The following is a 24,980-nucleotide window of genomic DNA, read 5'->3' on the forward strand; positions in this document are numbered from 1 at the left end:
CGCAGGGCGGACGGCGCTCAGCAGGGGCGCCGCGACGACGACGGGACGACCGATGGCACGGGCACCTGGTCCCACCGCCCTGTGGCTGGTGCGGCACGGCGAGAGCGTGGGCAACCTGGCCGATGCGCACGCGCACGAGACCGGGTCGGGCCGACTCGAGCTCGACGTCCGTGACCCCGACGTCCCGCTGTCGGACACCGGCGAACGCCAGGCCGACGCCCTCGGGGCGTGGCTGGCGGCGCTGCCGGCGGACGAGCGCCCCACCACGGTGCTGAGCTCGCCGTTCAGCCGCGCGGCCGAGACCGCCCGGCGGGCGGTGGCGGCCAGCGGACTGGACCTGACCATCCGCTACGACGAGCGGCTGCGAGAGCGGGACTTCGGCGTCTTCGACGGGATGACCCGGCACGGGATCCGCGAGGAGCACCCGGACGAGGCGGGGCGGCGCGAGCTGCTGGGCAAGTTCTACTACCGGCCTCCGGGCGGGGAGAGCTGGGCCGACGTCGCCCTGCGGGTCCGCAGCCTGCTGGCCACCGAGGCGCTGCGGCACGACGGCGAGCGGCTGCTCTGCGTCTCGCACCAGGCCGTGATCATGGTCTTCCGGTACGTGCTGGAGGAGCTCTCCGAGCAGCAGCTGCTGGACATCGACCGGGCCGAGCAGGTCGCCAACACCTCCGTGACCCGCTACGAGTCGGCCCACGGCGGGCAGTTCCGGCTGGCCCGGTTCAACGACGTCGACCACCTGGACGACGCCGACCCGGCGGGCGGCGCGCCCGTGACCGAGGAGACCGATGTCCCGACCCCGGCCTGACCACACCCTGGTCAGCCCCCAGGTGCTCCGCGACTGGCGGCTGCCCGAGCCGACCGGCGGCAAGGAGGCCCGCGGCTCGATCCTGGTGGTCGGGGGCAGCACCGAGACCGTGGGTGCGGTGCTGCTGGCCGCCGAGGCCGCGCTGCGGTCGGGCGCCGGCAAGCTCCAGGTCGTCGTGCCCTCGAAGGTCGCCCCGCACGTGTCGATCTCGCTCCCCGAGGCGCTGGTCCGTGGCGTGCCGTCGACCGAGGCCGGCGCCATCCGGGGCTCCTCGGCCGAGCTGCTCCTCGACCTGGCCCAGCAGGCCTCCGCAGTGCTGATCGGGCCGGGCATGGCCGACGAGCCGGAGACCCGGCGCCTGGTGGAGGAGCTGCTGCCCGAGCTGCAGGGGCCGGTCGCCCTGGACGCGCTGGGGCTGGCCGCCGTCACCGCCGACCCGGCCTGCCTGCACCACCTGGGCGGCAACGTGGTGCTCACCCCGAACCCCACGGAGCTGGCGATCGCGTTGCACGCGGGACAACAGGAGCTGGACGACGACCTGGCGGGTGCCGCGCAGCGACTGGCCGAGCAGGCCCACGCCGTCGTCGCACTGGGCGGGGCGACCAGCTGGATCGCGGTGCCCGACGGTCGGCTCTGGGCGGACGAGAGCGGCGGTGCCGGGCTCGGCGTCTCCGGCTCCGGTGACGTGCGGGCCGGGATCGTCGCCGGGCTGCTGGCCCGCGGTGCGGAGCCCGCCCAGGCCGCCGTCTGGGCCGCGCACGTGCACGGCCGGGCCGGTGAGCGGCTGGCCGCGACGGTCGGGCGGTTGGGCTTCCTGGCCCGGGAGCTGCCGCCGGAGATCCCCCGGGTGATGGCCGAGGTGGACCTCTGACCGTCGTGTGAAGCACGCTTGACACCCGACCGCAGGACTGGTCGACTGCACATGTCAAGCGAGCTTGTCACCGAGGAGTCGTCCATGGTCCGCCGTCACGTCGCCGCCGCGCTCACCGGACTGCTGATCGCCGGCGGGATCGGTGTTCTCGCAGGCGCCTTCGAACCCGACGAGTTCTGGTTGCGCGCCGTCGTCTTCGCCTCCTGCACGGTCGGACCGGCCTACGGCGTGGGCTGGCTGGTGTTCCTCGCCGGCGTGACGGGAGAGGACCCGCCGGCGCACGTCGAGGAGACGATCGAGCACCAGTGGTTGCAGCAGAGCACCTCCGCTGCCTTCCTCGACCTGGTGATCGTCGCCGGATTCGGCGCGTTCGCGCTGGCGGTCACGGACCTGGACCTGCCGGCCTCCTCGGTGCTCATGTGGCTGCTCCTCTTCGGCTTCGCCGACGTCGCTGTGCGGCTGACCGTGCTGCGCCGCCGCGCCGCCTGAGTGCGCAACGACCTGGCCGACCGGCGGCAGGCCCGCGGCTGGTCGCAGGGGCGGCTGGCGGAGGAGCTGGGCGTCTCCCGGCAGACGGTGATCTCCCTGGAGAAGGGGCGGTTCGACCCCAGCTTGCCGCTCGCCTTCCGGATCGCCGCGCTCTTCGGCTGCCGGATCGAGGACGTGTTCGACCCGGACGGCGAGTGACGCCGCGCCCCGGTGTGATCTGCTGCGCCCAGCAGCGGGAACCGCCCGCGACCTCGGTGAGGAGTGCAGCAACGTGGCTGACAGCTACATCGGAGCCCTCGACTTCGGTGCCCCGGAGATCGACGAACAGGCGTTCATCGCCCCCACGGCCGTCGTCGTCGGCAAGGTGGTCATGGGCCCGCGCGCCAGCATCTGGTACGGCGCCATCGCCCGGGCCGACTCGGAGGTCATCGAGATCGGTGCGGACTCCAACGTCCAGGACGGTTCCACCCTGCACAGCGACCCCGGGCACCCGCTGGTGATCGGCCGCGGCGTGACCGTCGGCCACAACGTCGTGCTGCACGGCGCCCGGGTCGACGACGACGTGCTGGTCGGCATGGGCAGCACCGTGCTCAACGGCGCGCACATCGGCTCCGGTTCGATCGTCGCCGCCGGCGCGGTGGTCATGCAGGGTGCGCAGATCCCGCCGAACTCCTTGGTGGCCGGGGTGCCGGCCAAGGTGCGGCGGGAGACCACCGAGGACGACCGGACGGCGATCGCGCTGAACGCGAAGAGCTACACCGACCGGCTCGACCAGCACCGCGCCGTCCGGCGGGTGCAGGGGGCGGGCTGAGCCGGTGAGCGCCGAGGAGCTGCGCCGTCAGGTCTCCTGGACCGTCGATGACACCTCAGCGGCCCTTCGGGCCGGCCGGTTCCTCGGCGGGGTCGTCCACCTGGTCTCCGCGCTGGCGACCCTGGGCGCGGACGCCGGGATCGGCGCTCGTCGACCCGGGTGGACCGTGCCGGCCGACCCGGACGACTACCTGGACCTCGGCCCGCTGACCCTGCGGCTGCCCGACTCCGGCCCGTCCGAGCCGGTGCAGGCGACCCGGACCGGGGTCTGGGCGACCCCGGCAGGGAGGCCGGCGCGACGGCTCCCGGTGGAGGCGTGGCGGGTGGTGGAGGCGGTGCCGGGCACCGGCTCGCGCTCGCCCCGCCACCCGGAGGCGGAGTGGCGACTGGTCGTGAGTGACGGGTCGGACCGGGGTTCGCTGACCGGTGCCTGGCTGGCCCTTGCGTGGATCGGGCACCTGGCCGGCTGGTCCGAGCCGGTGGCGTCGCCCGGGCACGGATGAGCGCCGGGTCGTTCGAGGAGTTCGTCGCCGCGGTGTCGGTGGCGTCCTTCCGCACGGCCCATCTGCTCACCGGTGACCGCCGGGCCGCCGAGGACCTGCAGCAGGAGGCGTTGATCGCCGTCCACCGCCGCTGGGACCGGTTCGCCGACCGGACGGAGGCGCTGGCCGCCGTCCGGCGGGAGCTGGTGGCCGCCCACCTGGGCCGGCGGTGGAGCCGGGTGGGCGAGTCGTTCGCCCACTCCCCGCTGTTCGCCGGTGCCGCCGGCGTCCCCGGCTTCGCTCCGGCGAGACCAGACCCTGTCCCGCCGGACGAGACCGCCGCCGCGCTGGCGCAGCTGGCCCCGGTGGAGCGGGTGGCCGTGGTGCTCCGGCACGGCACGCGGCTCACGGAGGAGCAGGCAGCCGACGCGCTCGGTGCCTCGGCGGACGACGTCCGGGCGCTGGTCGAGCGGGCGTCGACCTCGCTCGGCGAGGTCCTCGAGGTGGACGGCGCGCAGGCCGGGGTGCGGGTGCGGGAGCTGGCCGCGCGGACCCCCGCCGAGCCCGACGGCGTCCACACCCGGGTGCTGGACGGCGAGCGGTCGCAGCGGCGTCACCGGGCCGGGCTGATCGCCCTGGCGGGGTTCCTCGTCCTCGTCGTCCTGCTGGTGCTGGTGCTGGTCACCGGGTGACTGAGGAACCCCGCGAGAGCGTCAGTTCCGGGTCGACGCCGTCAGCGGGCAGACGAACGGGTCGCGCTCGCCGAGCCCGACGCGGTTGAGGTACTGGACGACGATCCGGTAGGAGCCCACCAGCGACGTCTCGGTGTAGCTGATCCCGTGCTCGGCGCAGTGCGCGCGCACCATCGGCTGGACCTTCTTCAGGTTCGGCCGCGGCATGCTCGGGAAGAGGTGGTGCTCGATCTGGTAGTTCAGGCCGCCCATCATGAAGTCGGTGACCCGGCCGCCCTTGATGTTGCGCGACATGAGCACCTGACGGCGCAGGAAGTCGACCTTGGCGTTCTTCGGGACGATCGGCATGCCCTTGTGGTTGGGCGCGAACGAGCCCCCGAGCAGCAGACCGAACACGGCCTGCTGGACCAGGATGAAGGCCACGGCCAGCAGCGGCGGCATGATCAGGAAGACGGCGGCGACGAACAGCCCGAGCCGGACCGCGATGATCGCGATCTCCAGCCGGCGGTGCGGCATCGTCTTCTCCCGGGCCAGCGTCGCGACGCTGTTGGCGTGCAGGGCCGCGCCCTCGAAGCACAGCAGCGGGAAGAACGCCCAGCCCTGGTGCCGGGTCCACCAGCCGCGCAGGCCGGTCATCCGCTCCTCGGCGTCGTCCGGCGTGAAGGCCAGGACCGCGGACTCGATGTCAGGGTCCTTGCCCATCTGGTTCGGGGCGTTGTGGTGCCGGTTGTGCTTCTGCATCCACCAGCCGTAGCCGATGCCGGCGAAGCCGCAGGAGAGCACCCGGGAGCTCCACTCGTTGGCCCGGTGCGAACCGAAGGCCTGCCGGTGCGCGGTGTCGTGGCCCAGGAAGCCGAACTGCGTGCACACCAGCGAGAGGACGACGGCCAGGCCCAGCTGCCACCAGGAGTCGCCCAGCGCCACGATCGCGACCCAGACCCCGGCGAAGGCGGCCACGGTCAGCGCGATCGAGACCACGTAGTACGGGCGGCGGCGGTTCAGCAGCCCGGCGTCCTTCACCTGCTGGGAGAGCGCGGCGTAGACGCTGACCTGGCGGTCGCGGGGGCGCTCGGAGCGGGGCTGCCGAGCGGGCGGAGGCGTGGAGCCCTCCAGGGTGGTTGCGGTCATCTGCTCTCTCAGGCTGGTCCCGGGCTGTTCCGGGTGCGCCGGGGTGGCCGGCGAGGACAGGAGGCCGCGCTACGTCTGGATGGAGCACCGCGTGCCGCCGACGGTAGGCGACAGAGCACACCTGTGCCACGCGGGTCCTGCGGGGTGGTACGCGGGAGGAGCCGGACACACCGGCCCAGAGGGGCCGGTGCGGTGGCCCCGGCCCCACGGGGGAGGCTGTCGGGGTGCGTGCTCTGGTGTTCGAGGAGTTCGGTGGTCCGCTGACGGTCCGGTCGGTTCCCGACCCCGCGCCCGGCCGGGACGGCGTGGTCGTCCGGGTGGGCGCCAGCGGCATCTGCCGCAGCGACTGGCACGGCTGGTCCGGCCACGACCCCGACGTCGTCCTGCCGCACGTCCCCGGCCACGAGCTGGCCGGCACGGTGGCCGCGGTCGGCGACCGGGTGCGGACGTGGTCGGTGGGCGATCGGGTGACCGTGCCGTTCGTCTGCGCGTGCGGGCACTGCGGGCCGTGCCGGGACGGCGACGGGCAGGTCTGCGTGGACCAGACCCAGCCCGGGTTCACGCACTGGGGCTCACTCGCCGAGTTCGTCGCCCTGGACGCCGCCGACGTCAACCTGGTCCCGCTGCCTGCGGACATGCCCTTCGCCACCGCGGCCGGGCTGGGCTGCCGGTTCGCCACCGCCTTCCGGGCCGTCACCGGTGTCGGCCGGGTGCGCCCCGGGGAGTGGGTGGCGGTGCACGGCTGCGGCGGTGTCGGGCTGTCCGCGGTGCAGGTGGCGGTGGCCGCGGGTGCCCGGGTGGTGGCCGTCGACGTGGCGCCCGGAGCGCTGGAGCTGGCCCGGGCCTGCGGCGCCGAGCACACGGTGGACGGCGCCGGTGACGTCCCCGCCGCGGTCGCCGAACTGACCGGTGGCGGTGCGCACGTCTCGCTGGACGCCCTCGGCGCCGCGGTGACCTGCCTGAACTCGATCCGCAGCCTGCGCCCGCGCGGCCGGCACGTGCAGGTGGGCCTGCTGCCGCCCGCGCTCGGCCGCCCGGAGATCCCGATGGACCGGGTGATCGCCGGTGAGCTGGCCCTGCTGGGCAGCCACGGCATGGCCGCGGCCGACTACCCGGCGATGCTCTCGCTGATCACGGCCGGCCGGCTGCGCCCGGAGCTGCTGGTCACCCGCCAGCTCGGCCTGGACGACGCCGGGGCGGCGCTGGTCGCCGTGGGCCGGGACCCGGGGATCGCCGTCGTCACCTCGTTCTGAGCTCAGTCGGTCGGGTCGGCCGTCGTCTCGTCCGCGGTGGTGGGGGTCGGCTCGGACTCCGTCGTCTCGTCGTCGGTCGGCTCCTCCTCGGTCGTCGCGGTGGTCGGCGACGGCGCCCGGGTCGGCGTCGGGGTCGACGCCGGTGCGCGGGTGGTGGGGCGGGACGGCGTGGTCACCGGCTCCTCGTCTTCCGTCGGCACCTCGCTGCTCGGCGCCGTCGGGGTGCTCGTCGGCGTCGGGGTCGTCGTGGTGCGGGCGTCGCTCGGCAGCAGCGAGTTGGGCACGGCGATCGTCTCCCCGCTGGGCAGGACCACCGGCGACGTTCCGCTGTCCGGCTGGGGCAGGAGGAGGTTCAGCACGAACAGCACCACGAACAGGACCCCGAGGACCACGCTCGAGGTCCGGAACCGCCCGATGTGCGCGGGCACCGAGCTCGGCCAGCCCGGTGTGCGCCGGGTGGCCGGGGCGGCGTGCGCCGGTGGCTCGGCGGTGGTCTGCGGCAGCACCTTGGTGGGCTGGTCGTCCGATGACGTGCTCATGCCGCGCCTCCGCTCCGTGCCCGGTCCTCGGCCAGTGCCTCGTCCTGGATGCTCACGCCGTCCTGCACGGTGGTGGCGCGCACCGACACGCCCTCGCGGGACAGCGCCAGCGCCACCCGGGCCCGGAGGTCGCGGCCCACGTCGAACTGCTTGCCCGGCAGCGTACGGGCGACGACCCGCAGGTTGACCTCGTCCAGGGAGAGGCTCTCCACGCCCATCACGCTGGGCTCGTCGAGCAGCAGCTTGTGCAGCCGCGGGTCGGCGAAGGCCTGCTGCCCGACCTCCCGCAGCACCTCCTGCACCCGCGTGACGTCCGCGGTCGCGGGCACCGGCACGTCGACGACGGCCCGGGCCCAGTCGCGCGAGAGGTTGGTGACCTTCACGATCTGGCCGTTGGGCACGATCACCACCTCCCCGTCCACCGAGCGCACCCGGGTGATCCGCAGGGTGACGTCCTCGACCGTGCCCTCGGCGGGCTCCATGCCGCCGACCACCTGGATGGAGACGACGTCGCCGAAGCCGTACTGCCGCTCGGTGATCAGGAAGAAGCCGGCCAGCACGTCCCCGACGACCCGCTGGGCCCCGAAGCCGAGCCCGACGCCGAGCACGGTGGCGGGGGCGACCAGACCGGTGACCGGCAGCCCCAGCCGGTCGAGGGCGAAGATGACCGCGATCGACCAGATCAGCACGATCGCCGCCCAGGTCAGCACCTGCGTCAGCGAGTGCCGGTGCTTGGCCGCCTCGGAGCGCACGAGGGCGTCGGAGTCGGTCGCGGCGGCGTCGATGCGGTCGGTGATCAGGTTGCCGGCCCAGCTGATCAGCCGGGCCAGCAGCAGGGCGCCCAGCACGATCAGGAGGGCGTCGAGGGCGGGTCCGCGGATCCAGTAGAAGAAGTCGGTGACCGGTCCGGCGGCGAGCAGGTTCATCGACGTCCAGTGTGGCCCGTCGGGCTGTGTACCGGTCGCCTGGGTGGTGTGCGGGAGCTGGGTGGGACAGCTGGGCTCGGGGGGTCAGGATTTGCATCCTGGCCCGTCTGCCCCGACCGTGGATCTCTGCAACCAGCTGTCCACGCAGCGACCATCGCGCTGGACCTGCGCACCGACCTGGAGGGGAGGGGCGCCGAGCAGGCGCCGCACCACGTGACGAAGCCATCGAACGACCCGCCCGGTCAGCCGCTGCCCGGCTCGACCAGCGCCGCCGTGACCCCAGGTCACGACGAGACCGCGGCCCCTGACGCCACGCCGTCAGAGCAGACGATCGACGACGTGCTCGACCCCGACGTCCCCAGCGAGACCCACCCGGCGATCGCCCAGCCGCCGACCCAGGAGCACGACCGCCGCCCGCGGTTGGACCGGACGGTCTTCGGGGTCGCGGCCGTCATCTCCCTGGCCTTCCTCGCCTGGGGCTTCCTCAGCCCCACCGGCCTCGGCTCGGCCAGCGGCAGCGCCCTGGGCTGGATCGAGGGGAACCTCGGCTGGTTCTTCGTGCTGCTCGCCTCCGCCGTGGTGATCTTCGTGCTGTGGATCGCCGCCAGCGCCTACGGCCGCATCCCGCTCGGCGCGGACGGCGAACGGCCGGAGTTCCGGACGATCAGCTGGATCGCGATGATGTTCAGCGCCGGGATGGGCATCGGGTTGATGTTCTTCGGCGTCGCCGAGCCGCTGTCGCACTACGTGTCGCCCCCGCCGGGCACCGTTCCCGGCGAGACCGACGAGGCCGTCACCACGGCCCTGGCCACCACGCTGTTCCACTGGACGCTGCACCCGTGGGCGCTGTACGCGCTGGTCGGGCTGGCGGTCGCCTACGGCACCTACCGCCGGGGCCGGGGCCAGCTGCTGTCCTCCGCGTTCACCTCGCTGTTCGGCCGTGGCGTGGCCGAGGGTCCGGCCGGCAAGGTGATCGACGTCCTGGCCATCTTCGCCACGCTCTTCGGCACGGCCGCCTCCCTCGGGCTCGGGGCCCTGCAGATCGGCAGTGGGCTGGAGATCCTCGGCTGGCTCGGCCCGGTCGGCAACGCGGCCACCGTCGGCATCATCGCGGTGCTGACCGCGGCGTTCGTCGCCTCCGCCTTCTCCGGCATCGCCCGCGGCATCCAGTGGCTGTCCAACATCAACGTCGTCCTGGCGTTCGTGCTGGCGCTGTTCGTCTTCGTGGTGGGCCCCACGGTCTTCATCCTCAACCTGGTGCCGACCGCGCTGGGCTCCTACCTGGCCGACCTCCCGGAGCTGGCCGCCCGCACGAACGCCTCGGGCGGGGACGCCGTCGCCGAGTGGCTGTCGGGCTGGACGGTCTTCTACTGGGCCTGGTGGATCTCCTGGACGCCGTTCGTCGGCGTCTTCCTCGCCCGGATCAGCCGGGGCCGGACGATCCGGGAGTTCATCACCGGTGTGCTCCTGGTGCCCAGCGTCGTGACGCTGTTCTGGTTCGCGGTCTTCGGCGGTGCCGGGATCGCCGCCCAGCGGTCGGGCCAGGACCTCGCCGGGCAGGCGACGCCCGAGGGTCAGCTGTTCGGGCTGCTCCAGGAGCTGCCGGTCCCCACGATCACCAGCGTGATCGTGATGCTGCTGGTCGGGATCTTCTTCGTCACCGGCGCGGACTCCGCCTCGATCGTGATGGCCTCGCTGTCCGAGCGTGGCACCCGCGAGCCGACCTCGAAGATGGTCGTCTTCTGGGGGCTGCTGACCGGTGGTGTCGCCGCGGTGATGCTGCTGGTCGGCGGGGACGAGGCGCTGCAGGGACTGCGGAACCTGACGATCATCGCCGCGCTGCCGTTCGCGGTCGTGATGATCGGGCTGGCGGTCGCGTTGACCAAGGACCTGCGGTCGGACCCGATGGTGCTGCGCCGCACGTACGCCAGCGAGGCCGTCGAGCAGGCGGTCGTCGACGGGATCACCCGGCACGGTGACGACTTCGAGCTGGTCGTCCGGCAGAGCCCGGACGGCCACACCGAGGCGCACCCCGAGCCCACCCGGCCCACCGAGCCCACTCCGCCCACCCAGCCCACTCAGCGGTGATCATGGAGCTGGCGTGGCGACCCGCCGGTGCACTCCGGCGGGTCGCCACCGCAGCTCCATGATCGTCTGCTCATCCACCGGCTGAGGGGCTGTCCACAGATCCTGTGTGTGGTGGGAGTGGTGGGCTCCTGGCTCGGACGCTGCCGGGATGGACTTCGCGCTCTATCGCACGATCGCCGCGCAGCAGGGCGTCTTCACCACCGCCCAGGCCCGGGAGAGCCACTCCGAGTGGGAGATCCGGGTGCTGGTGGCCGCGGGGCGGTGGCGGCGGTCGCCGTGGCGGGGCGTGCTGGTGGACGGCGACCTGCCCGACTCCCCGGCGCTCCACGTCCGGGCTGCGGCGCTGGCGGTCGGACCCGACCTGGTCGCCTGCCACAGCACCGCGGCCGCACTCTGGGGCTTCGACGTCCTCGGTCCGGCGGCACTGCACTTCCTCGGCCCGCCGCAGCTGGCCAACCGCAGCCGGCCGGGCATCCGGGTCCACCCCTCCAGCCTCGGCACGGACGACGCGGTCCTCGTGGACGGCGTCTGGGCGACCCCGGCGGCGCGCACGGCCTGCGACGTCGTCCGGTTGACCGCGCCGGTGCACGGGCTGGCGACCCTCGACGCAGCGCTGCGCGCCGGAGCCTGCACCCGAGAGGAGCTGCTCGCCGCCAGCGCCGCACAGGCCGGGCTCCGTGGGGTGGCGCGGCTGCGTGACCTCGTACCGCTGGCCGACTCCCGGGCCGCTTCGCCGATGGAGTCCCGGATGCGGTGGCGCTTCATCGACGGTGGGTTGCCCGCCCCGGACCTGCAGATCGAGGTGCCGGTCGACGGGATGCGCCGCTTCCTGGACACCGGGTGGCGGCAGTGGCGGGTGGGCGCCGAGTACGACGGCCTCATCGCCCACGGCAGCCGGGAGCAGCTCCGCTCCGACCGCTACCGCGCCAATCAGCTCACCGGGACCCGGTGGACCCTGCTGCACTTCACCGACCACGACGTCTACCGCCGTCCAGCCGAGATGGTCACCACCGTGGCCCGGGCCTTCGGGATGGGCCGCCGGTGACGATCATGGGGTCAGCGTGCCGACACGCCGATCGCCGAGGGCCTGTCGCCCCGCCAGCTCCATGATCGTTCCCGCCTGGGGCGGGCGGGGCGGGGCGGGGGGGAGGTGGGGGTGCTAGCGGAGGCGGCGGATCGGGACCACCATCGGGGTGCCGGTCACCGGGTCGGGGACCACCCGGGCCTCCAGCTCGAAGACGTCGGCCAGCAGCTGCTCGGTGAGCACCTCCTGCGGGGTGCCCGAGGCGACCAGGACGCCGTCCTTCATCGCGACCAGCCGCTCGGCGTACCGGGCGGCCAGGTTCAGGTCGTGCAGGACGACGACGACCGTCCGGCCCTTCTCCGCGTGCAGCCGGCTCACCAGCTCCAGCACGTCGACCTGGTGGGCGAGGTCGAGGTAGGTCGTCGGCTCGTCGAGCAGCAGCAGGTCGGTGCCCTGGGCCAGCGCCATGGAGATCCAGGCCCGCTGCCGCTGCCCCCCGGACAGCGCGTCGACCGGGGAGTCGGCGTGGTCGGCCATGTCGGTCCAGCTCAGCGCCTCGGTGACCACGGCCTCGTCGTCGGAGGACCACTGCCGCAGCCAGCTCTGGTGCGGGTGCCGCCCCCGGGCGACCAGGTCGGCGACGGTGAGCCCCTCGGGCGCCAGCGGCGTCTGCGGCAGCAGGCCCAGCACCTTGGCGACCTCGCGGGTCGGGGTGCTGGTGATCGCCCGGCCGTCGAGCAGCACGGTGCCCGAGGTGGGGCGCAGCAGCCTCCCCAGCGCCTTCAGCAGCGTGGACTTGCCGCAGCCGTTGGGGCCGATGATCGCGGTGAACGACCCGTCGAGGAGCTGGAGGTCCAGGTCGTCGACGACCACGTTGTCGCCGTAGGCCAGCCGGACGCCCTCGGCGGCCAGCCGGACGGCCGGGGGCTGGCCGAGGCCGGCGGGGGAGTCGGTGCGGGAGTCGGTCACGGTCACAGGGTCGATCGCCGCCTTCCGCGGACGAGGAGCCAGAGCAGGTACGGGGCGCCGACGATCGCGGTGATCACGCCGACGGGGAAGGACTCGGGCAGCACGGTCCGGGCGACCAGGTCGCTGCTGACCAGCAACAGTGCGCCCAGCAGGGCGGAGGTGATCAGCGGGGGGCGTGAGCCGGCGGTCAGCCGGACGGCGATCTGCGGGACGACGAGGGCGACGAACTGGATCGGCCCGGCCGCCGAGACGGCGAAGGCGGCCAGGCAGACCGCGACCACCACGACGACGCCCTGGGCCAGCGGGACGCGCACGCCGAGCGCCCGCGCCGTCTCGTCCCCGTACTGCAGGACGCCGAGCACCCGGCTGAGCGCGAGGGCTGCCGGGAGGAGCACCAGGAGCGCCACGGCCAGGGGCAGCGCCTGGTCCCAGCCACGGCCGTTCAGCGACCCGGTGATCCACACGTTGGCGGCGGCGGCGTCCCAGATGGCGCTGCGGGTGAGCAGGTAGTTGACGATCGCGTGGGCCATCGCGGACAGCGCGATGCCGATGAGCACCAGCCGGTAGCCATCGACCCCCTGCCGCCAGGCGAGCCCGAAGACCAGGAAGGCCACCACCATGCCGCCGAGCAGGGCCGCGGCGGGGACGCCGATCCCGCCCAGCACGCCGGCGGCGGTGGTGCCGGTGCCGCCCAGCACGATCACGCTCACCGCGCCGATCGCGGCCCCGCCGGTGACGCCCAGGATGTCGGGGCTGGCGAGCGGGTTGCGGGCGAAGGTCTGGATGAGCGCGCCGGACAGGCCGAGGGCCACGCCGACGAGCACGGCCACCGCGATCCGGGGCGCGCGCAGCTCCAGCACGACCAGCCGCTGGGTCTCGTCGCCCAGCCCGACCAGGGTGCCGAGCACGTCGGGCACGCCGATCGGGTAGTCGCCGCGACCGAGACTGACCGCGGCGGCCAGCACCAGGACCAGCAGGACCGCGATCGGCACCAGCACGTCGCGCACCCGGTAGGTGGTGGAGACGCGACCGAGCCGCAACGGCCGGCGGGGCCGGGAGCGGGGGGTGGTGGCCCGGACGGGCGCCGTGGCGCTCACAGCTGTACCAGCCGGCGGCGGCGGATCAGCGCGATGAAGAACGGCGCGCCGACGACGGCCAGCACGATGCCGACCTGCAGCTCACCCGGCCGGGCCAGGACCCGGCCCAGCACGTCGGCCAGCAGCAGGAGAACCACGCCGAGCAGCGTGGAGTACGGGACCAGCCAGCGGTGGTCGGGGCCGGTGATCGCCCGGGCGACGTGCGGCACCACCAGCCCGACGAAGGCGATCGGGCCGCAGGCGGCGGTGGCGGCCCCGGTGAGCAGGGTGATCGCGCCCAGCCCCACCACGCGGGCCAGCCAGATCCGCTGGCCCAGGCCCCGGGCGACGTCCTCCCCGAGGCCCAGCAGGTTCAGCGCCGGGGCGTTGACCATGGCGAGCACCAGGCCCACCACGATGAAGGGGGCGACCTGGGTGAGGACCTCGGCGTCCCGCCCGGCCAGCGCGCCCACCACCCAGAAGCGGTAGGCGTCCAGCGCGGTCGTCTCGCGGATCGTGACCGCCTGCACCAGGGCGTAGAGCAGGTAGCTGATGGCCGCCCCCGCGAGCGCGAGGCTCACCGGGCTGGGCGCCCCCCGGCCCGCGGAGCCGATCAGGAAGACCGCGACGCTGCCCAGCAGTGCGCCGGCGAAGGCGAACCAGACGTACCCGCCGGCGGTGGTGATGCCGAGCAGCCAGATCGAGAGGACGACGGCGAACGACGCACCCGCGGTGACGCCGAGGAGGCCGGGATCGCCCAGCGGGTTGCGGGTGTGGCCCTGCATCAGCGCCCCGGAGACGGCCAGTGCCGAGCCGGCCAGGACGCCCAGCAGGGTCCGGGGCACCCGCAGTTCGCGGATGATGACCGTCTCGTCCCCGGGGGTGCTCGGGTCGATCAGGGCCTGCCACACGGTGCCGAGGCCGATCGGCCTCGTCCCGACGGCGATGCTGAGCACGCAGACCGCCACGACGACGGCCAGCAGCAGCCACAGCCCCAGCACCCGCGGGGCGATGCCGCGCAGCAGTCCCTGGCGTGGCGCCGGGGGTGGCGCCTCCTGGGGTGGCCGGGTGGCCGTGCGGTGCACCACGAGCGGCTCCTGGGACGGCGGTGGGGCCGGGTCCCCCGGCCGGCAGGTGAGGCTCACCTTACTCAGCTCCCAGGATCCCGCCACGGCCCGTCCTGAGGGAGGGCGGGTCCTCCCTCAGCGGGGGGCGATGCCGGTGACGACGAGGTCGGCGAGCTCCCGGTAGGCGGCGGCGTCGTCCAGCCCGGTGGTGGCCGTGACCTCACCGCGGTGGATCGCGCTCATCACCGAGGCCACCGCGACGCCCACGAACGAGGCGTGCACCGGGCGGACGGTGCCGGCGGTGACGCCCTCGCTGACCAGCTGCTGGACGCGGGCCGCGGCGGAGGAGGTGTTGCGCTGGTAGATCTCCCGGGCCGGGGCGAAGGCGGCCAGGTCGGCGAAGAACGCGGGGGAGGCCGGCTGCAGCTGCTCGGCGACCGCGAGCAGGTAGGCGGTGATCCGCTCGCGGTGGTCGTGCGGCTCGGCGGCCCGCTGCTCCACCGCGGTCGTCGCGCGCCGGAAGAACCGCTTCACCACGGCGACGACCAGCTGTTCCTTGCTCGCGGCCAGCCCGTAGAGGGTGCTCTTGGAGCAGCGCAGCCGGCGGGCCAGCTCGTCGAGGGTGAAGGTGGCGAAGCCCTCGGCCAGGAAGACCGCGACCAGCTCGTCCAGCAGCTCCTCGCGGCGTCCCGGGGCGCGGGCGCTGCGGTTCTCCAGTGACGTCATCGACCCTCCTCACCGAGCACCGGACCGTAGCAACGAACAGCGGTTGAGTACGGGCGGCAGTACTGCGTACCGTCAAGGAGTACCGCAACCCCGGTCGGGACGGCGTCGTCCCGATCCTCCTGGAGGTGCCCCGTGCCCGTCCGTCGTCTGGTCCCCACGCAGGAGGCCGCCGACCTGCTCGACCTCACGCGGCAGCTGGCCCGCGACGAGCTCGCACCCCGGGCCGCGGCGGCGGAGGCGGCCGAGGAGTTCCCCCGCGACGTCTTCCGCACCCTGGGCCGGGCCGGGCTGCTGGGCCTCCCCTACGCCGAGGAGCTGGGCGGCGGCGGGCAGCCCTACGAGGTGTACCTGCAGGTGCTCGAGGAGATCGCCGCGGCGTGGGCCAGCGTCGGTGTCGGCGTGAGCGTGCACGGGCTGTCGTGCTTCGGGCTCGCCACCCGGGGCACGCCCGAGCAGCAGCAGTGGCTGCCGGAGATGCTCGGCGGTGAGCTGCTGGGCGCCTACTGCCTCTCCGAGCCGCACGCCGGCTCCGACCCGGCGGCGATGCGCACCCGGGCCGTGCGGGACGGCGACTCGTACGTCCTCACCGGGGAGAAGGCCTGGACCACCCACGGCGGGCACGCCGACTTCTACAAGGTCATGGCCCGCACCTCCGACGACGGCGCGCGCGGCATCTCCTGCTTCCTCGTGCCCGCCGACAGCGCGGGGCTCACCGCCGACACCGCCGAGCGCAAGATGGGGCTGACCGGCTCGACCACCGCGACCATGCGGTTCGACGGCGTGCGGATCGACGCCGACCGGCGGCTGGGCGAGGAGGGCGAGGGGCTCTCGATCGCCCTCGCCGGGCTGGACGCCGGCCGGCTCGGGATCGCCGCCGTCGCCACCGGCCTGGCCCAGGGCGCGCTGGACGACGCGGTCGCCTACGCGCAGGAGCGGGAGACGTTCGGCAAGCCGATCATCGAGCACCAGGGGCTGGGCTTCCTGCTCGCCGACATGGCCGCCGCCGTCGAGAGCGCGCGGGCGACCTACCTGTCCGCGGCCCGGCTGCGCGACGCCGGCCAGCCCTACGGCCAGCAGGCCTCGATCGCCAAGCTGGTGGCCACGGACAACGCGATGAAGGTGACCACCGACGCCGTCCAGGTGCTGGGCGGGTTCGGCTACACCCGGGACGCACCCGTAGAGCGGTACATGCGCGAGGCCAAGGTGATGCAGATCTTCGAGGGCACCAACCAGATCCAGCGCCTGGTGATCAGCCGCGCCCTGGCCCGCGGCGGCGCCCCCACCACCACCGTCGTCCCCTAGGGGCTCCGCCTCGTCGAGTGACAGTCCAGCGGGGCATCGGCCCGCCGGGAACCCCGCTCAGCTGTCACTCGCCGTCGAGCGGGCCCCAGCCGACCACCGAGATGGCCATTTTGGTGGTCGGGGGGCGGGCCTACGCTGCCGGGCATGTGTCGGAACATCCACGTCCTGCACAACCTGGAGCCCGCCACCACCTCCGACGAGGTCCGGGCGGCGGCGCTGCAGTACGTGCGCAAGGTGAGCGGGTCGACCAAGCCGTCGCAGGCGAACCAGGCGGCGTTCGACCGGGCGGTCGAGGAGATCGCGCACGCCACGGAGCACCTGCTCGCCGACCTGGTCACCACCGCGCCGCCCAAGGACCGCGAGGTGCTCGCCGCTCAGGCCCGCGCCCGCGCCGCCGTCCGCTACTCCCGCTGAGACGCGCGACCACTCCCGCTGACGTACGACGGCCCCGGCCGACCCGGGTGGGTCGGCCGGGGCGGTCGTGGACGTGCGGGCCTACGCGGGCTGCAGCGAACCGAGCACGGCCAGGACGTCGGCCGGACTCTGGGCCGCCTCGAGGCGAGCGACCTGCGCGGGGTCGACGAAGACCTCCGCGATCCGGCCGAGCAGCTTGAGGTGGTCGTCCCCCGCGCCGGCGACGCCGATCACGAACGACACCTCCTTGCCGTTCCAGTCGACGCCCGCGGGGTGCCGCACGAAGGAGATCGCGGTGCGCCGGATGGCCGGCTTGGCCTCGTTCGTGCCGTGCGGCAGCGCCAGGCGGTTGCCCATGTAGGTCGACACCGAGGTCTCCCGGTCGTGCATGGCCTGCACGTAGGAGGGGTCGACGGCGCCGGCCGCGACCAGCAGCTCGCCGGCCTCGGTGATCGCCTCGTCCCGGGTGGTGGCGGAGCCGTCCAGGACGATGCTCTCGAGGGCGAGCACGTCGGTGCCGTCGTCGTCGCCGTCCTCGGCCAGCCGGGAGAGGCCGCCGGCCGCGGCGGGGGCGGTGGCCTCGCGCCCGGGGACGGCGGCACCGTCGGGTGCGGCGGCCGCGGTGGCCTCCTCGGCCGAGGGCGCGGCGTTGGTCTGCTTCAGCATCTCGACGATCTCGTCGTAGCGCGGGCTGGACATGAAGTCCGACACCGACACGTGCACCGCCGACCCGGTCTTCTTCTCGGCCCGGTCCGTCAGGTCCTCGTGGGTGACGACGAGGTCGTAGTCGTCGGTCAGGTTGGAGATGGCCTTGTTGACCACGGTCACGTCGTCGAAGCCGGCGCCGTGCACCTTCTTGCGGAGCACCGAGGCCCCCATGGCCGACGAGCCCATGCCCGCGTCGCAGGCGAACACGATGGAGCGGATCGGGCCCTCGCTGCGGCCGGTGCGCGCACCGGTCAGGGCCGAGGAGACCGACGACTTCTTGCCCTTGTTCACCTCCATCGCCGCGGTGGCCGCGGTCAGGTCGCCGTCGTCGTCCTTGTCCAGCTTCAGCAGGAAGGCAGCGACCACGAAGGTGACACCCGCGGCGATCAGCACGGAGGCGGTGACGCCGAGCAGGCTGCTCGGCGGGGCGGTCGCCCACACGGCGATGATCGAGCCGGGGGACGCCGGCGAGCGCAGACCCGAGCCGAAGAGCACGTTGGTGGCCACGCCGGCCATGCCGCCGAGGATGACCGCGAGGATCAGCTTCGGCTTGGCCAGCACGTACGGGAAGTAGATCTCGTGGATGCCGCCGACGAACTGGATGAGGATCGCGCCGGGTGCCGAGGCCTTGGCCACGCCGCGGCCGAACAGGGCGAAGGCGAGCAGCAGGCCCAGGCCCGGGCCGGGGTTGGCCTCGAGCAGGAACAGGATGGACTGGCCGACCTCGGCCGCCTCGGTGGTGCCCAGCGGGGTGAGGATGCCCTGGTTGATCGCGTTGTTGAGGAACAGGACCTTGGCCGGCTCGATGAAGATCGAGGTCAGCGGCAGCAGACCGTTCTCCACCAGGACGTCGACGAGGTTGGAGGCCAGGTCGCTGAAGGCCTGCACGAACGGGCCGGCGACCACGAAGCCGACGATGGCCAGGAAGCCGCCCCAGATGCCGGCGGAGAAGTTGTTGATCAGCATCTCGAAGCCGGGGCGGATCTTGTGCGCCCACAGCGCGTCGAGCTTCTTCATCGACCAGCCGCCGAGCGGGCCCATCACCATGGCGCCCAGGAACATCGGCACCGTGGAGCCGGTGATGGCGCCCATGGTGGCGATGGCGCCGACGACGCCGCCACGCAGGTTGTCGTCGTACATCATCCGGCCGCCGGTGTAGCCGATGAGCAGTGGCAGGAGGTACGTGATCATCGGGCCGACGATCCCGGTGCCCTCGGCGCCGGAGCCCCAGGCGCCGAGGTCCTCGACGAAGCCGTAGCCGCCGGTGTACCCGACCGCGTCGCCGATCAGGGTGATCCAGCCGGTCTCGATGAACAGGGCGGTGATCAGCCCCCACGCGATGAACGCGCCGATGTTGGGCAGCACCATGTTCGACAGGAAGGTGCCGAACCGCTGGACGTGCAGCCGCACCCCTCCCGAGCGCGCGGCTGGCTGGGTGGTCGTGGCCATGAGGGGCCCTCCTGAGCTGGATCGGCAACCGCGATCGACAGGGGTCGTTCGGGCGTCTGACTGAGCGGTCGATCGTGTGACGGCGATCACCCGGATCTGTGTATGTCTGTGTATCAAGCCTTCAAGCCGGGGTCAAGCGCGGACAAACCCACACGATCGCAGAGAGACCCACCCAACCGGGTGTGTGGCCGCCGTCCTACAGTGATCGGCGACACCCAGTCAGTGGCCAGCCCCGCGGCGCCGGACGGCGTCACCGTCGACACAGCACTCGGAGGACGACATGAAGGCCCTGCGGTTCTACGCCCCTGAGGACGTGCGGCTCGAGGACGTCCCCGAGCCCGAGTGCGGCCCGGACGAGGTCAAGCTCAAGGTCAAGAACTGCTCGACCTGCGGCACCGACGTCAAGATCTTCCACAACGGCCACCAGAACCTCTCCCCGCCGCGCACCATCGGGCACGAGATCGCCGGCGAGGTGGTCGAGGTCGGCGCGAACGTCAACACGACCTACGGCAGCTCCTGGGCGCCGGGTGACCGGGCGCAGGTGATCGCCGCGGTGCCGTGCGGGGAGTGCCACGAGTGCCGCAAGGGCTGGATGGCGGTGTGCCAGAACCAGACCTCGGTGGGCTACCAGTACGACGGCGGGTTCGCCGAGTACATGATCGTCCCGCAGCAGGTGCTCAAGGTCGACGGCCTGAACCGGATCCCGGACAACGTCGGCTACGACGAGGCCTCGGCCGCCGAGCCGTTCGCCTGTGCCATCAACGCCCAGGAGCTCCTCGGCATCGAGGAGGGCGACACCCTCGTCGTCTTCGGCGCCGGGCCGATCGGCTGCATGCACATCCGGATCGCCCGCGGGGTGCACAAGGTCGGCACGGTCATCCTGGTCGACGTCAACGCCGAGCGGCTGGAGATGTCGGCCAAGGCCGTCCAGCCCGACGAGGTCATCAACGGCGCGGAGACCGACGTGGTCGCCCGGGTCATGGAGCTCACCGGCGGCCGGGGCGCCGACGTCATCATCACCGCGACGGCGGCGAACGTCACCCAGGAGCAGGCCATCGCGATGGCCGCCCGCAACGGCCGGATCTCCTTCTTCGGCGGTCTGCCCAAGACGAACCCGACGATCACCTGCGACTCCAACGTCGTGCACTACCGGCAGCTGCACATCCACGGCGCGAACGGGTCCGCGCCGGAGCACAACAAGCGGGCGCTGGAGTACATCTCCACCGGCCAGGTGCCGGTCAAGGACCTGATCACCGAGCACCTGCCGCTGGACCGCGTCCTCGACGCCTTCTCCATCGTGCAGAAGGGCGAGGCGATCAAGGTCACCGTCGAGCCGTGACCTGTCGGCGCGGCCTCCGCGGGGGGCCGCGCTAGACCAGGAAGCGGTAGGCGGTCGTGCCCGGCGCGAGGAGCTGGATCTTCAGCGGGCCCGCCTCGATCCGGGCCAGCAGCGGTGCCAGGCCGTCGACGCTGCCCAGCTCGATGCCGGTCAGCGCCGCCCCGGTCTCCCGGTTGTCCCGCTTGACGTACTCGAACAGCACGATGTCGTCGTCCGGACCGAGCACCTCGTCGAGGAACCGGCGCAGCGCCCCGGGCTCCTGGGGGAACTCGACCAGGAAGTAGTGCTTGAGGCCCTGGTGCACCAGTGAGCGCTCGACCACCTCGGCGTACCGGCTGACGTCGTTGTTGCCGCCCGACAGCAGGGTGACGACGGTCTGGCCGGGCTCGACGAGGACCGAGCCGCCGGTCAGCGCGGCGCTGGCCAGGGCGCCGGCGGGCTCGGCGATCACCCCGTCGACCTGGTACAGGTCGAGCATCTCGGTGCAGACCTGCCCCTCGGGCACGGTCACCAGCTCCGCGCCCGAGTCGCGCACCAGCGGGAAGGTCACGTCGCCGGCCCGGCGCACCGACGCGCCGTCGACGAACGTGTCGATCTCGGCCAGCTCCACCGGCCGGCCCGCGGCCAGCGCCGCCGCCATGTTCGCCGCACCCGCCGGCTCCACCCCCACCAGCCGGACGCCGGGGACGTGCTCGCGCAGCCAGGTGCCGCAGCCGGCCAACAGCCCGCCCCCACCGACCGGCAGGACGACGACGTCCGGCGGGGTGTCCAGCTGGCTGAGCAGCTCCATCGCCACGGTGGCCTGACCGGCGACCGTCGACAGCGCGTCGAAGGCGGGCACCAGCGTGGCCCCGGTCATCGTGGCGTGCTCGGCGGCAGCGGCGGCCGCGTCGTCGTAGGTGTCGCCGTGCACCACGAGCTCGACCATGTCCCCGCCGAGCGCGGCGATCCGCTGCCGCTTCTGCCGCGGCGTCGTCCCGGGCACGACGACCCGGCCCCGGACGCCGAGCACCCGGCAGGCGTAGGCGACGCCCTGGCCGTGGTTGCCGGCGCTGGCGGTGACCGCGCCGGCGGCCCGCCCGGCGGCGTCCAGCTGGCTGATCGTGTTGTAGGCGCCGCGCACCTTGTACGACCGACCGACCTGCAGGTCCTCGCGCTTGACCCACACGGCGGCGCCGGTCAGCTCCGACAGCCGGGCGTTGCGCTGCAGCGGCGTCCGTTCGGCGACGCCGGCCAGCCGGGCGGCGGCGGCGGTGACCTCGGCGGAGAAGGAGGTGCGGAGGGCGGTCACCGGCCCATCCTCCCCGACGCCCCGCGGGCGTCGAGTGGTCAGTGGTGGTCGCCCGCCTCCGCGTGTCGGCGCGGGTCGACGACCACGACTGCGCACTCGCGGGGAGTCCGCCGGCCGGGCGGACGACGGTGGGGTGGGCGGCGGCGGGCCTGGTGCCGCCGCTGCCGGGCCTCCTCGGCGAGCTGGCGGGCGGCCAGGACGCTGGCCGGCTCCGCGTCGTCCCAGGCCATCAGGAGCCGGCGCCGAAGGCGGCCCACAGGACGAGCGCGACGACCCCGGCCAGCTGCAGCAGCGACACGGTCATCCCGGCGAGGGCGAGTCCGCGGCCGCGGGTACCGTCCCGGCGGGTGTTGCGCAGGCCCAGGGCGCTGAAGACGATCCCCAGCGGGAAGAGGACGAAGGCGAAGACCAGGCCGAGGACAGCCATGGCATCGGTGCCCACGGCCCGGACGGGCCAGCTCTCCGGGTCGAGGTGGACGGTGGACCGCTGCGTGGCGTTCATGGCACCAGGCTGGCCGGGCCGGGCGGTCGCCGGCATCGCCCGGAGGTCCTCCGTCCGCTGCTACGAAAGTCGCAGGTCATCGACCCGGTCGTCAGCCCGTCGGGGGACGGCGCGGGGACGGATGATCTCTACGCTCACCCCTGTGGAGACGGGTCCTGGGGCGACGATCGACGAGTCCCGTGCCCGACGATGGCCCTGGGCGCGGCTGCGTGACCTGACCTTCGTGGCGCTCGGTGTGCTGGGGGTGGCCTCCCTCGTCGTCGGCGAGGGCCCGGTGGCCGACCTCGCTCCCCGGACGTGGCTGCAGGCCCTGGGGACGCTGGTGCTGGCCGTCGCCCTGTGGTGGCGCCGGCGGTACCCGGTGCACGTGGCGCTGCTGGGCTGCGTCGTCGGGGCTGCCGGGGGCTCGTGGCTGCCGGTGTGGCTGGCCCTGCTGACCGTGGCCATCCGGCGCCGCGACCGGTGGCTGGTGCTGGTGCTGTGCGCGGCGGTGACGGCGCTGGTGGTGAGCGCCGCGACCGAGGCGGGGCTCGACCCGGTGGTCCTGCTCGACCCCCTCTCGGCAGCGATCCTGGCCGCCTACGGGCTGGCCGCGGTCGTCTTCCCGGTGCTGCTGGGCGCCTACCTCGGGGCCCGCCGCGATCTCGTGCGGTCGCTGCAGGAGCGGGTCGTCCAGACCCGGGCCGAGCAGCGCCTGCGGGTCGAGCAGACCCGTCAGGCAGAACGCACCCGCATCGCCCGGGAGATGCACGACGTGCTGGCGCACCGGATGTCCCTGGTGGCGCTGCACGCCGGCGGCCTGGAGGTGAACCCGACGGCTGGTCCGGCAGAGGTCGAGCAGTCCGCCGCCCTGATCCGCACCACCGCCCGGCAGGCGCTGGAGGAGCTCCGCACCGTGCTGGGGGTGCTGCGGGCCGACACCGGCTCCGCACCCCAGGCCGACGCCGAGCTGCTGCCGCAGCCCACCCTCGCCGACGTCGACCGACTGGTCCGGGCGAGTTCGGCGGCGGGCGTCGCCGTGCACCTGCACCTCGACCTGCCCGAGGGGCAGACCCCGCCCCCGATCGTGGGCCGCACCGCGCACCGGGTCGTGCGGGAGGCGCTCACGAACGTGCACAAGCACGCCGCCGGCGGCACGGCCACCGTGCTGCTGGCCGGGGAGCCCGGCAGCGGCCTGCAGGTACGGGTGCACAACAGCGCCCCGACCACGGCGGCGGCACCCCTGGTGCCCGGGGCCGGCCTCGGGCTCCTGGGGCTGCGGGAACGGGTGGAGCTGGTGGGTGGCCGGCTCAGCACGGGGGCGCAGCCCGACGGCTTCCTGGTGCACGCCGACCTGCCCTGGCCCGACGGCGGGGACGGGGAGCTCGCGTGAGCGGGTCGGGAGCCGAGTCCGTGCGCCTGTTGCTGGTCGACGACGACGCGCTGGTGCGGGCGGGGCTGCGCGCCGTGCTCGCCAGCGCCCCGGACCTGCGTGTGGTCGGTGAGGCCGGGGACGGCGCGGAGGCGCTCGACGCCGCGCTCCGGTTCCGGCCGGACGTCGTCCTGATGGACGTGCGGATGCCGCGGATGGACGGGCTGGCCGCCACGGCCGCGCTCACCGCACGCCCCGACGCACCCCGGGTGCTGGTGCTGACCACCTTCGACCTGGACGAGCACGTCTTCGGTGCGCTGCAGGCCGGCGCCAGCGGCTTCCTGCTCAAGGACACCCCGCCGCGGGAGCTGGTGCAGGCGGTCCGGGTGGTCGCCGCGGGTGAGGCCATGCTGTCCCCGACCGCCACCCGGAGGCTGATCACCCGCTACACCGACACGGGCGCCGACGCCCGCCGGCAGGAGGCGCGGGGACGGATCGAGACCCTCACCGAGCGGGAGCGCGAGGTGCTGCTCGCCGTGGGGCGCGGCCTGTCCAACGCCGAGATCGGCCGGGAGCTGTTCCTCAGCGAGGCCACGGTGAAGTCGCACGTCTCGCGGGTCTTCACCAAGCTGGGCACGGCCAACCGGGTCCAGGTGGCCATCCTCGCCCACGTCGCCGGGCTCCTCTGACCGACGGTCGGTCAGATGCCCCAGAAGCGGCCCCGGGTCGACTCCTTCTCCGGCACCGGCTCGAAGACGTTGCCGGTGGTGGTGGCCACCGAGTCGCGGGCCATGCCGAAGGCCTTGAGCAGCGGGCCGACCAGCGCGTCGAACACCGGCGGGAAGAGCCGGAACCCGGCGATGATCACCGGGTTGGTGAAGCCGGACTGCTTGAGCCGGCGCGGGTGCGCCACCCGGGCCAGGACCGCCCGGGCGACCCGCTCCGGGGTGTAGACCGGCGGCGGCGGGTGCCCGGTGTTGCCGAGCACGGTCGCGGCCTGGCCGTAGATCGGCGTCGTCGTCCCGCCCGGGGCGACCGCGGAGACGTGCACGTCGGGCAGCTCGCGCAGCTCCTGCTGCAGGGTGCGGATCAGCCCGAGCTGGCCCCACTTGGCGGCCACGTAGGCGCCCATCGTCGGCGCGGTGATCGAGGCCAGCAGCGAGCTGACGACGACGACGTGCCCCCGCCGCTGGGCCCGCAGCGCCGGCAGCGCCGCCTGGAAGACGTGGAAGGTGCCCTGGACCGCGGTGTCGACGACCCGCTGGAAGACGGCGGGGTCCATGTCCTCGATCCGGCCGTATGCCATCACCGTGGCGGAGTGGACGACGACGTCCAGCCGGCCGAAGCTGCCGGTCGCGCGGTCGACGGCGGACTGCACGGCCGCGGCGTCCAGGACGTCGGCCGGCACGCACTCGACGGCCGCGGCACCGGCGGCCCGGCAGTCGGCGGCGGCGTCGGCGAGCGCGGTGGCGCTGCGGGACACCAGCACGAGGGAGGCGCCGCGCCGGGCGAACCCGATCGCGCTGGCCCGGCCGATGCCGCTGGAGGCGCCGGTGACGAGCACGACCTCCTTCGGTGCGCGGGCGGAGGAGACGTCGTCAGCCGTGGTCTGGGCGGTCACGGACGGGGAGTACCCGGTGCAGCGGCCGGCACGCACGTTGTGCACAACGGGAACA

General features: G+C 73.8%; 26 protein-coding genes. 15 read left to right on the forward strand and 11 right to left on the reverse strand.

The genetic code is table 11. The annotated features are described in order from the left end of the window. Positions 1-52: 52 nt before the first annotated feature. The 7 genes from O2W20_RS02390 (at position 53) to O2W20_RS02420 (ending at position 4,152) form a co-directional block, all read left to right on the forward strand. Positions 53-808 carry a histidine phosphatase family protein gene (locus tag O2W20_RS02390; protein WP_269170152.1) on the forward strand — a complete coding sequence of 252 codons (756 nt, stop codon included), beginning with the start codon at positions 53-55 and terminating at the stop codon, positions 806-808. Beyond that, positions 789-1,679: an NAD(P)H-hydrate dehydratase gene (locus O2W20_RS02395; RefSeq protein WP_269170153.1), complete on the forward strand. Its 891-nt coding sequence runs from the start codon at positions 789-791 to the stop codon at positions 1,677-1,679. The genes O2W20_RS02390 and O2W20_RS02395 overlap by 20 nt, the downstream gene beginning before the upstream one ends. An 84-nt stretch (positions 1,680-1,763) precedes the next feature. Then, positions 1,764-2,168 (forward strand): hypothetical protein, encoded by a 405-nt coding sequence (locus O2W20_RS02400; RefSeq protein WP_269170154.1) that lies wholly within the window; start codon positions 1,764-1,766, stop codon positions 2,166-2,168. Next, positions 2,169-2,366 (forward strand): helix-turn-helix transcriptional regulator, encoded by a 198-nt coding sequence (locus tag O2W20_RS02405; protein ID WP_269170155.1) that lies wholly within the window; start codon positions 2,169-2,171, stop codon positions 2,364-2,366. Between the two features lie 73 nt (positions 2,367-2,439). Beyond that, on the forward strand, positions 2,440-2,979 hold the full coding sequence (locus O2W20_RS02410) for a gamma carbonic anhydrase family protein (RefSeq protein WP_269170156.1): 540 nt from the start codon (positions 2,440-2,442) through the stop codon (positions 2,977-2,979). A gap of 4 nt (positions 2,980-2,983) precedes the next feature. Continuing rightward, positions 2,984-3,481 (forward strand): hypothetical protein, encoded by a 498-nt coding sequence (locus tag O2W20_RS02415; protein WP_269170157.1) that lies wholly within the window; start codon positions 2,984-2,986, stop codon positions 3,479-3,481. Beyond that, entirely contained in the window at positions 3,478-4,152 is a 675-nt protein-coding gene (locus tag O2W20_RS02420) for a sigma factor (RefSeq protein ID WP_269170158.1), read from the forward strand. Before O2W20_RS02415 ends, O2W20_RS02420 begins: the two co-directional genes overlap by 4 nt. 21 nt (positions 4,153-4,173) lie before the next feature. Here O2W20_RS02420 and O2W20_RS02425 read toward each other — a convergent pair whose 3' ends face one another. Then, positions 4,174-5,280, reverse strand: a complete 1,107-nt coding sequence (locus O2W20_RS02425; RefSeq protein ID WP_269170159.1) for a fatty acid desaturase family protein — start codon at positions 5,278-5,280, stop codon at positions 4,174-4,176. A gap of 224 nt (positions 5,281-5,504) precedes the next feature. Here O2W20_RS02425 and O2W20_RS02430 point away from each other — a divergent pair, with 224 nt between their 5' ends. Then, on the forward strand, positions 5,505-6,533 hold the full coding sequence (locus O2W20_RS02430) for a zinc-dependent alcohol dehydrogenase family protein (protein WP_269170160.1): 1,029 nt from the start codon (positions 5,505-5,507) through the stop codon (positions 6,531-6,533). Between the two features lie 2 nt (positions 6,534-6,535). Here the strand turns inward: O2W20_RS02430 and O2W20_RS02435 are convergent, their stop codons facing one another. Together O2W20_RS02435 and O2W20_RS02440 are read right to left on the reverse strand one after the other, a co-directional pair. Next, entirely contained in the window at positions 6,536-7,072 is a 537-nt protein-coding gene (locus O2W20_RS02435; protein WP_269170161.1) for a hypothetical protein, read from the reverse strand. After that, the gene (locus O2W20_RS02440) at positions 7,069-7,998 is read right to left on the reverse strand and encodes a mechanosensitive ion channel family protein (protein WP_269170162.1); all 930 of its coding nucleotides are present in this window, start codon (positions 7,996-7,998) and stop codon (positions 7,069-7,071) included. The genes O2W20_RS02435 and O2W20_RS02440 overlap by 4 nt, the downstream gene beginning before the upstream one ends. Positions 7,999-8,211: 213 nt before the next feature. Here O2W20_RS02440 and O2W20_RS02445 point away from each other — a divergent pair, with 213 nt between their 5' ends. Both O2W20_RS02445 and O2W20_RS02450 read left to right on the forward strand, forming a co-directional pair. After that, positions 8,212-10,086, forward strand: coding sequence for a BCCT family transporter (locus O2W20_RS02445; RefSeq protein ID WP_269170163.1), 1,875 nt, complete (start codon positions 8,212-8,214; stop codon positions 10,084-10,086). 148 nt (positions 10,087-10,234) lie between these two features. Then, positions 10,235-11,131, forward strand: coding sequence for a hypothetical protein (locus tag O2W20_RS02450; RefSeq protein WP_269170164.1), 897 nt, complete (start codon positions 10,235-10,237; stop codon positions 11,129-11,131). A 114-nt stretch (positions 11,132-11,245) separates the two neighbouring features. Here O2W20_RS02450 and O2W20_RS02455 read toward each other — a convergent pair whose 3' ends face one another. The 4 genes from O2W20_RS02455 to O2W20_RS02470 form a co-directional block, all read right to left on the reverse strand. Continuing rightward, entirely contained in the window at positions 11,246-12,079 is an 834-nt protein-coding gene (locus tag O2W20_RS02455; RefSeq protein WP_269170165.1) for an ABC transporter ATP-binding protein, read from the reverse strand. Positions 12,080-12,081: 2 nt separating this feature from the next. After that, complete coding sequence (locus O2W20_RS02460) at positions 12,082-13,176, reverse strand: FecCD family ABC transporter permease (protein WP_269170166.1); 1,095 nt, start codon at positions 13,174-13,176, stop codon at positions 12,082-12,084. Continuing rightward, on the reverse strand, positions 13,173-14,243 hold the full coding sequence (locus tag O2W20_RS02465) for a FecCD family ABC transporter permease (RefSeq protein WP_269170167.1): 1,071 nt from the start codon (positions 14,241-14,243) through the stop codon (positions 13,173-13,175). Before O2W20_RS02465 ends, O2W20_RS02460 begins: the two co-directional genes overlap by 4 nt. Positions 14,244-14,357: 114 nt before the next feature. Further along, positions 14,358-14,948 (reverse strand): TetR/AcrR family transcriptional regulator, encoded by a 591-nt coding sequence (locus tag O2W20_RS02470; protein ID WP_269170168.1) that lies wholly within the window; start codon positions 14,946-14,948, stop codon positions 14,358-14,360. A 132-nt stretch (positions 14,949-15,080) separates the two neighbouring features. On the opposite strand from O2W20_RS02470, the gene O2W20_RS02475 reads away from it, so the two are divergent. Further along, positions 15,081-16,250 (forward strand): acyl-CoA dehydrogenase family protein, encoded by a 1,170-nt coding sequence (locus O2W20_RS02475; protein ID WP_269170169.1) that lies wholly within the window; start codon positions 15,081-15,083, stop codon positions 16,248-16,250. A gap of 144 nt (positions 16,251-16,394) precedes the next feature. Then, positions 16,395-16,664, forward strand: a complete 270-nt coding sequence (locus O2W20_RS02480; protein WP_269170170.1) for a DUF2277 domain-containing protein — start codon at positions 16,395-16,397, stop codon at positions 16,662-16,664. An 81-nt stretch (positions 16,665-16,745) separates the two neighbouring features. Here the strand turns inward: O2W20_RS02480 and O2W20_RS02485 are convergent, their stop codons facing one another. Then, positions 16,746-18,821, reverse strand: coding sequence for a PTS mannitol transporter subunit IICBA (locus O2W20_RS02485; protein WP_269170171.1), 2,076 nt, complete (start codon positions 18,819-18,821; stop codon positions 16,746-16,748). 280 nt (positions 18,822-19,101) lie between these two features. On the opposite strand from O2W20_RS02485, the gene O2W20_RS02490 reads away from it, so the two are divergent. Continuing rightward, entirely contained in the window at positions 19,102-20,160 is a 1,059-nt protein-coding gene (locus O2W20_RS02490) for a zinc-dependent dehydrogenase (RefSeq protein ID WP_269170172.1), read from the forward strand. Between the two features lie 31 nt (positions 20,161-20,191). Here the strand turns inward: O2W20_RS02490 and ilvA are convergent, their stop codons facing one another. Together ilvA and O2W20_RS02500 are read right to left on the reverse strand one after the other, a co-directional pair. Continuing rightward, positions 20,192-21,451 (reverse strand): threonine ammonia-lyase IlvA, encoded by a 1,260-nt coding sequence (gene ilvA, locus O2W20_RS02495; protein WP_269170173.1) that lies wholly within the window; start codon positions 21,449-21,451, stop codon positions 20,192-20,194. A gap of 229 nt (positions 21,452-21,680) precedes the next feature. Beyond that, a complete protein-coding gene (locus O2W20_RS02500) occupies positions 21,681-21,953 on the reverse strand; it encodes a DUF4190 domain-containing protein (protein WP_269170174.1) in 273 nt (90 codons plus the stop codon). Between the two features lie 142 nt (positions 21,954-22,095). Between O2W20_RS02500 and O2W20_RS02505 the strand changes: the two genes are divergently transcribed. Next, positions 22,096-23,325, forward strand: coding sequence for a sensor histidine kinase (locus O2W20_RS02505; protein ID WP_269170175.1), 1,230 nt, complete (start codon positions 22,096-22,098; stop codon positions 23,323-23,325). Continuing rightward, positions 23,322-23,993, forward strand: a complete 672-nt coding sequence (locus tag O2W20_RS02510) for a response regulator (protein WP_269170176.1) — start codon at positions 23,322-23,324, stop codon at positions 23,991-23,993. Before O2W20_RS02505 ends, O2W20_RS02510 begins: the two co-directional genes overlap by 4 nt. A gap of 11 nt (positions 23,994-24,004) precedes the next feature. On the opposite strand, the gene O2W20_RS02515 is transcribed toward O2W20_RS02510, so the two are convergent. After that, positions 24,005-24,925 (reverse strand): SDR family NAD(P)-dependent oxidoreductase, encoded by a 921-nt coding sequence (locus O2W20_RS02515; protein ID WP_269170177.1) that lies wholly within the window; start codon positions 24,923-24,925, stop codon positions 24,005-24,007. Positions 24,926-24,980 lie beyond the last annotated feature (55 nt).

This window comes from Modestobacter sp. VKM Ac-2982 (genome assembly GCF_026967935.1).
Classification (GTDB): Bacteria; Actinomycetota; Actinomycetes; order Mycobacteriales; family Geodermatophilaceae; genus Modestobacter.

Coding starts and splice junctions, on each gene's coding strand:
- O2W20_RS02420 (WP_269170158.1), top strand. CDS start 3,478: ATGAGCGCCGGGTCGTTCGAGGAGTTCGTCGCCGCGGTGTCGGTGGCG.
- O2W20_RS02450 (WP_269170164.1), top strand. CDS start 10,235: ATGGACTTCGCGCTCTATCGCACGATCGCCGCGCAGCAGGGCGTCTTC.
- O2W20_RS02390 (WP_269170152.1), top strand. CDS start 53: ATGGCACGGGCACCTGGTCCCACCGCCCTGTGGCTGGTGCGGCACGGC.
- O2W20_RS02470 (WP_269170168.1), bottom strand. CDS start 14,948: ATGACGTCACTGGAGAACCGCAGCGCCCGCGCCCCGGGACGCCGCGAG.
- O2W20_RS02425 (WP_269170159.1), bottom strand. CDS start 5,280: ATGACCGCAACCACCCTGGAGGGCTCCACGCCTCCGCCCGCTCGGCAG.
- O2W20_RS02480 (WP_269170170.1), top strand. CDS start 16,395: ATGTGTCGGAACATCCACGTCCTGCACAACCTGGAGCCCGCCACCACC.
- O2W20_RS02435 (WP_269170161.1), bottom strand. CDS start 7,072: ATGAGCACGTCATCGGACGACCAGCCCACCAAGGTGCTGCCGCAGACC.
- O2W20_RS02400 (WP_269170154.1), top strand. CDS start 1,764: ATGGTCCGCCGTCACGTCGCCGCCGCGCTCACCGGACTGCTGATCGCC.
- O2W20_RS02500 (WP_269170174.1), bottom strand. CDS start 21,953: ATGAACGCCACGCAGCGGTCCACCGTCCACCTCGACCCGGAGAGCTGG.
- O2W20_RS02485 (WP_269170171.1), bottom strand. CDS start 18,821: ATGGCCACGACCACCCAGCCAGCCGCGCGCTCGGGAGGGGTGCGGCTG.
- O2W20_RS02490 (WP_269170172.1), top strand. CDS start 19,102: ATGAAGGCCCTGCGGTTCTACGCCCCTGAGGACGTGCGGCTCGAGGAC.
- O2W20_RS02395 (WP_269170153.1), top strand. CDS start 789: ATGTCCCGACCCCGGCCTGACCACACCCTGGTCAGCCCCCAGGTGCTC.
- O2W20_RS02440 (WP_269170162.1), bottom strand. CDS start 7,998: ATGAACCTGCTCGCCGCCGGACCGGTCACCGACTTCTTCTACTGGATC.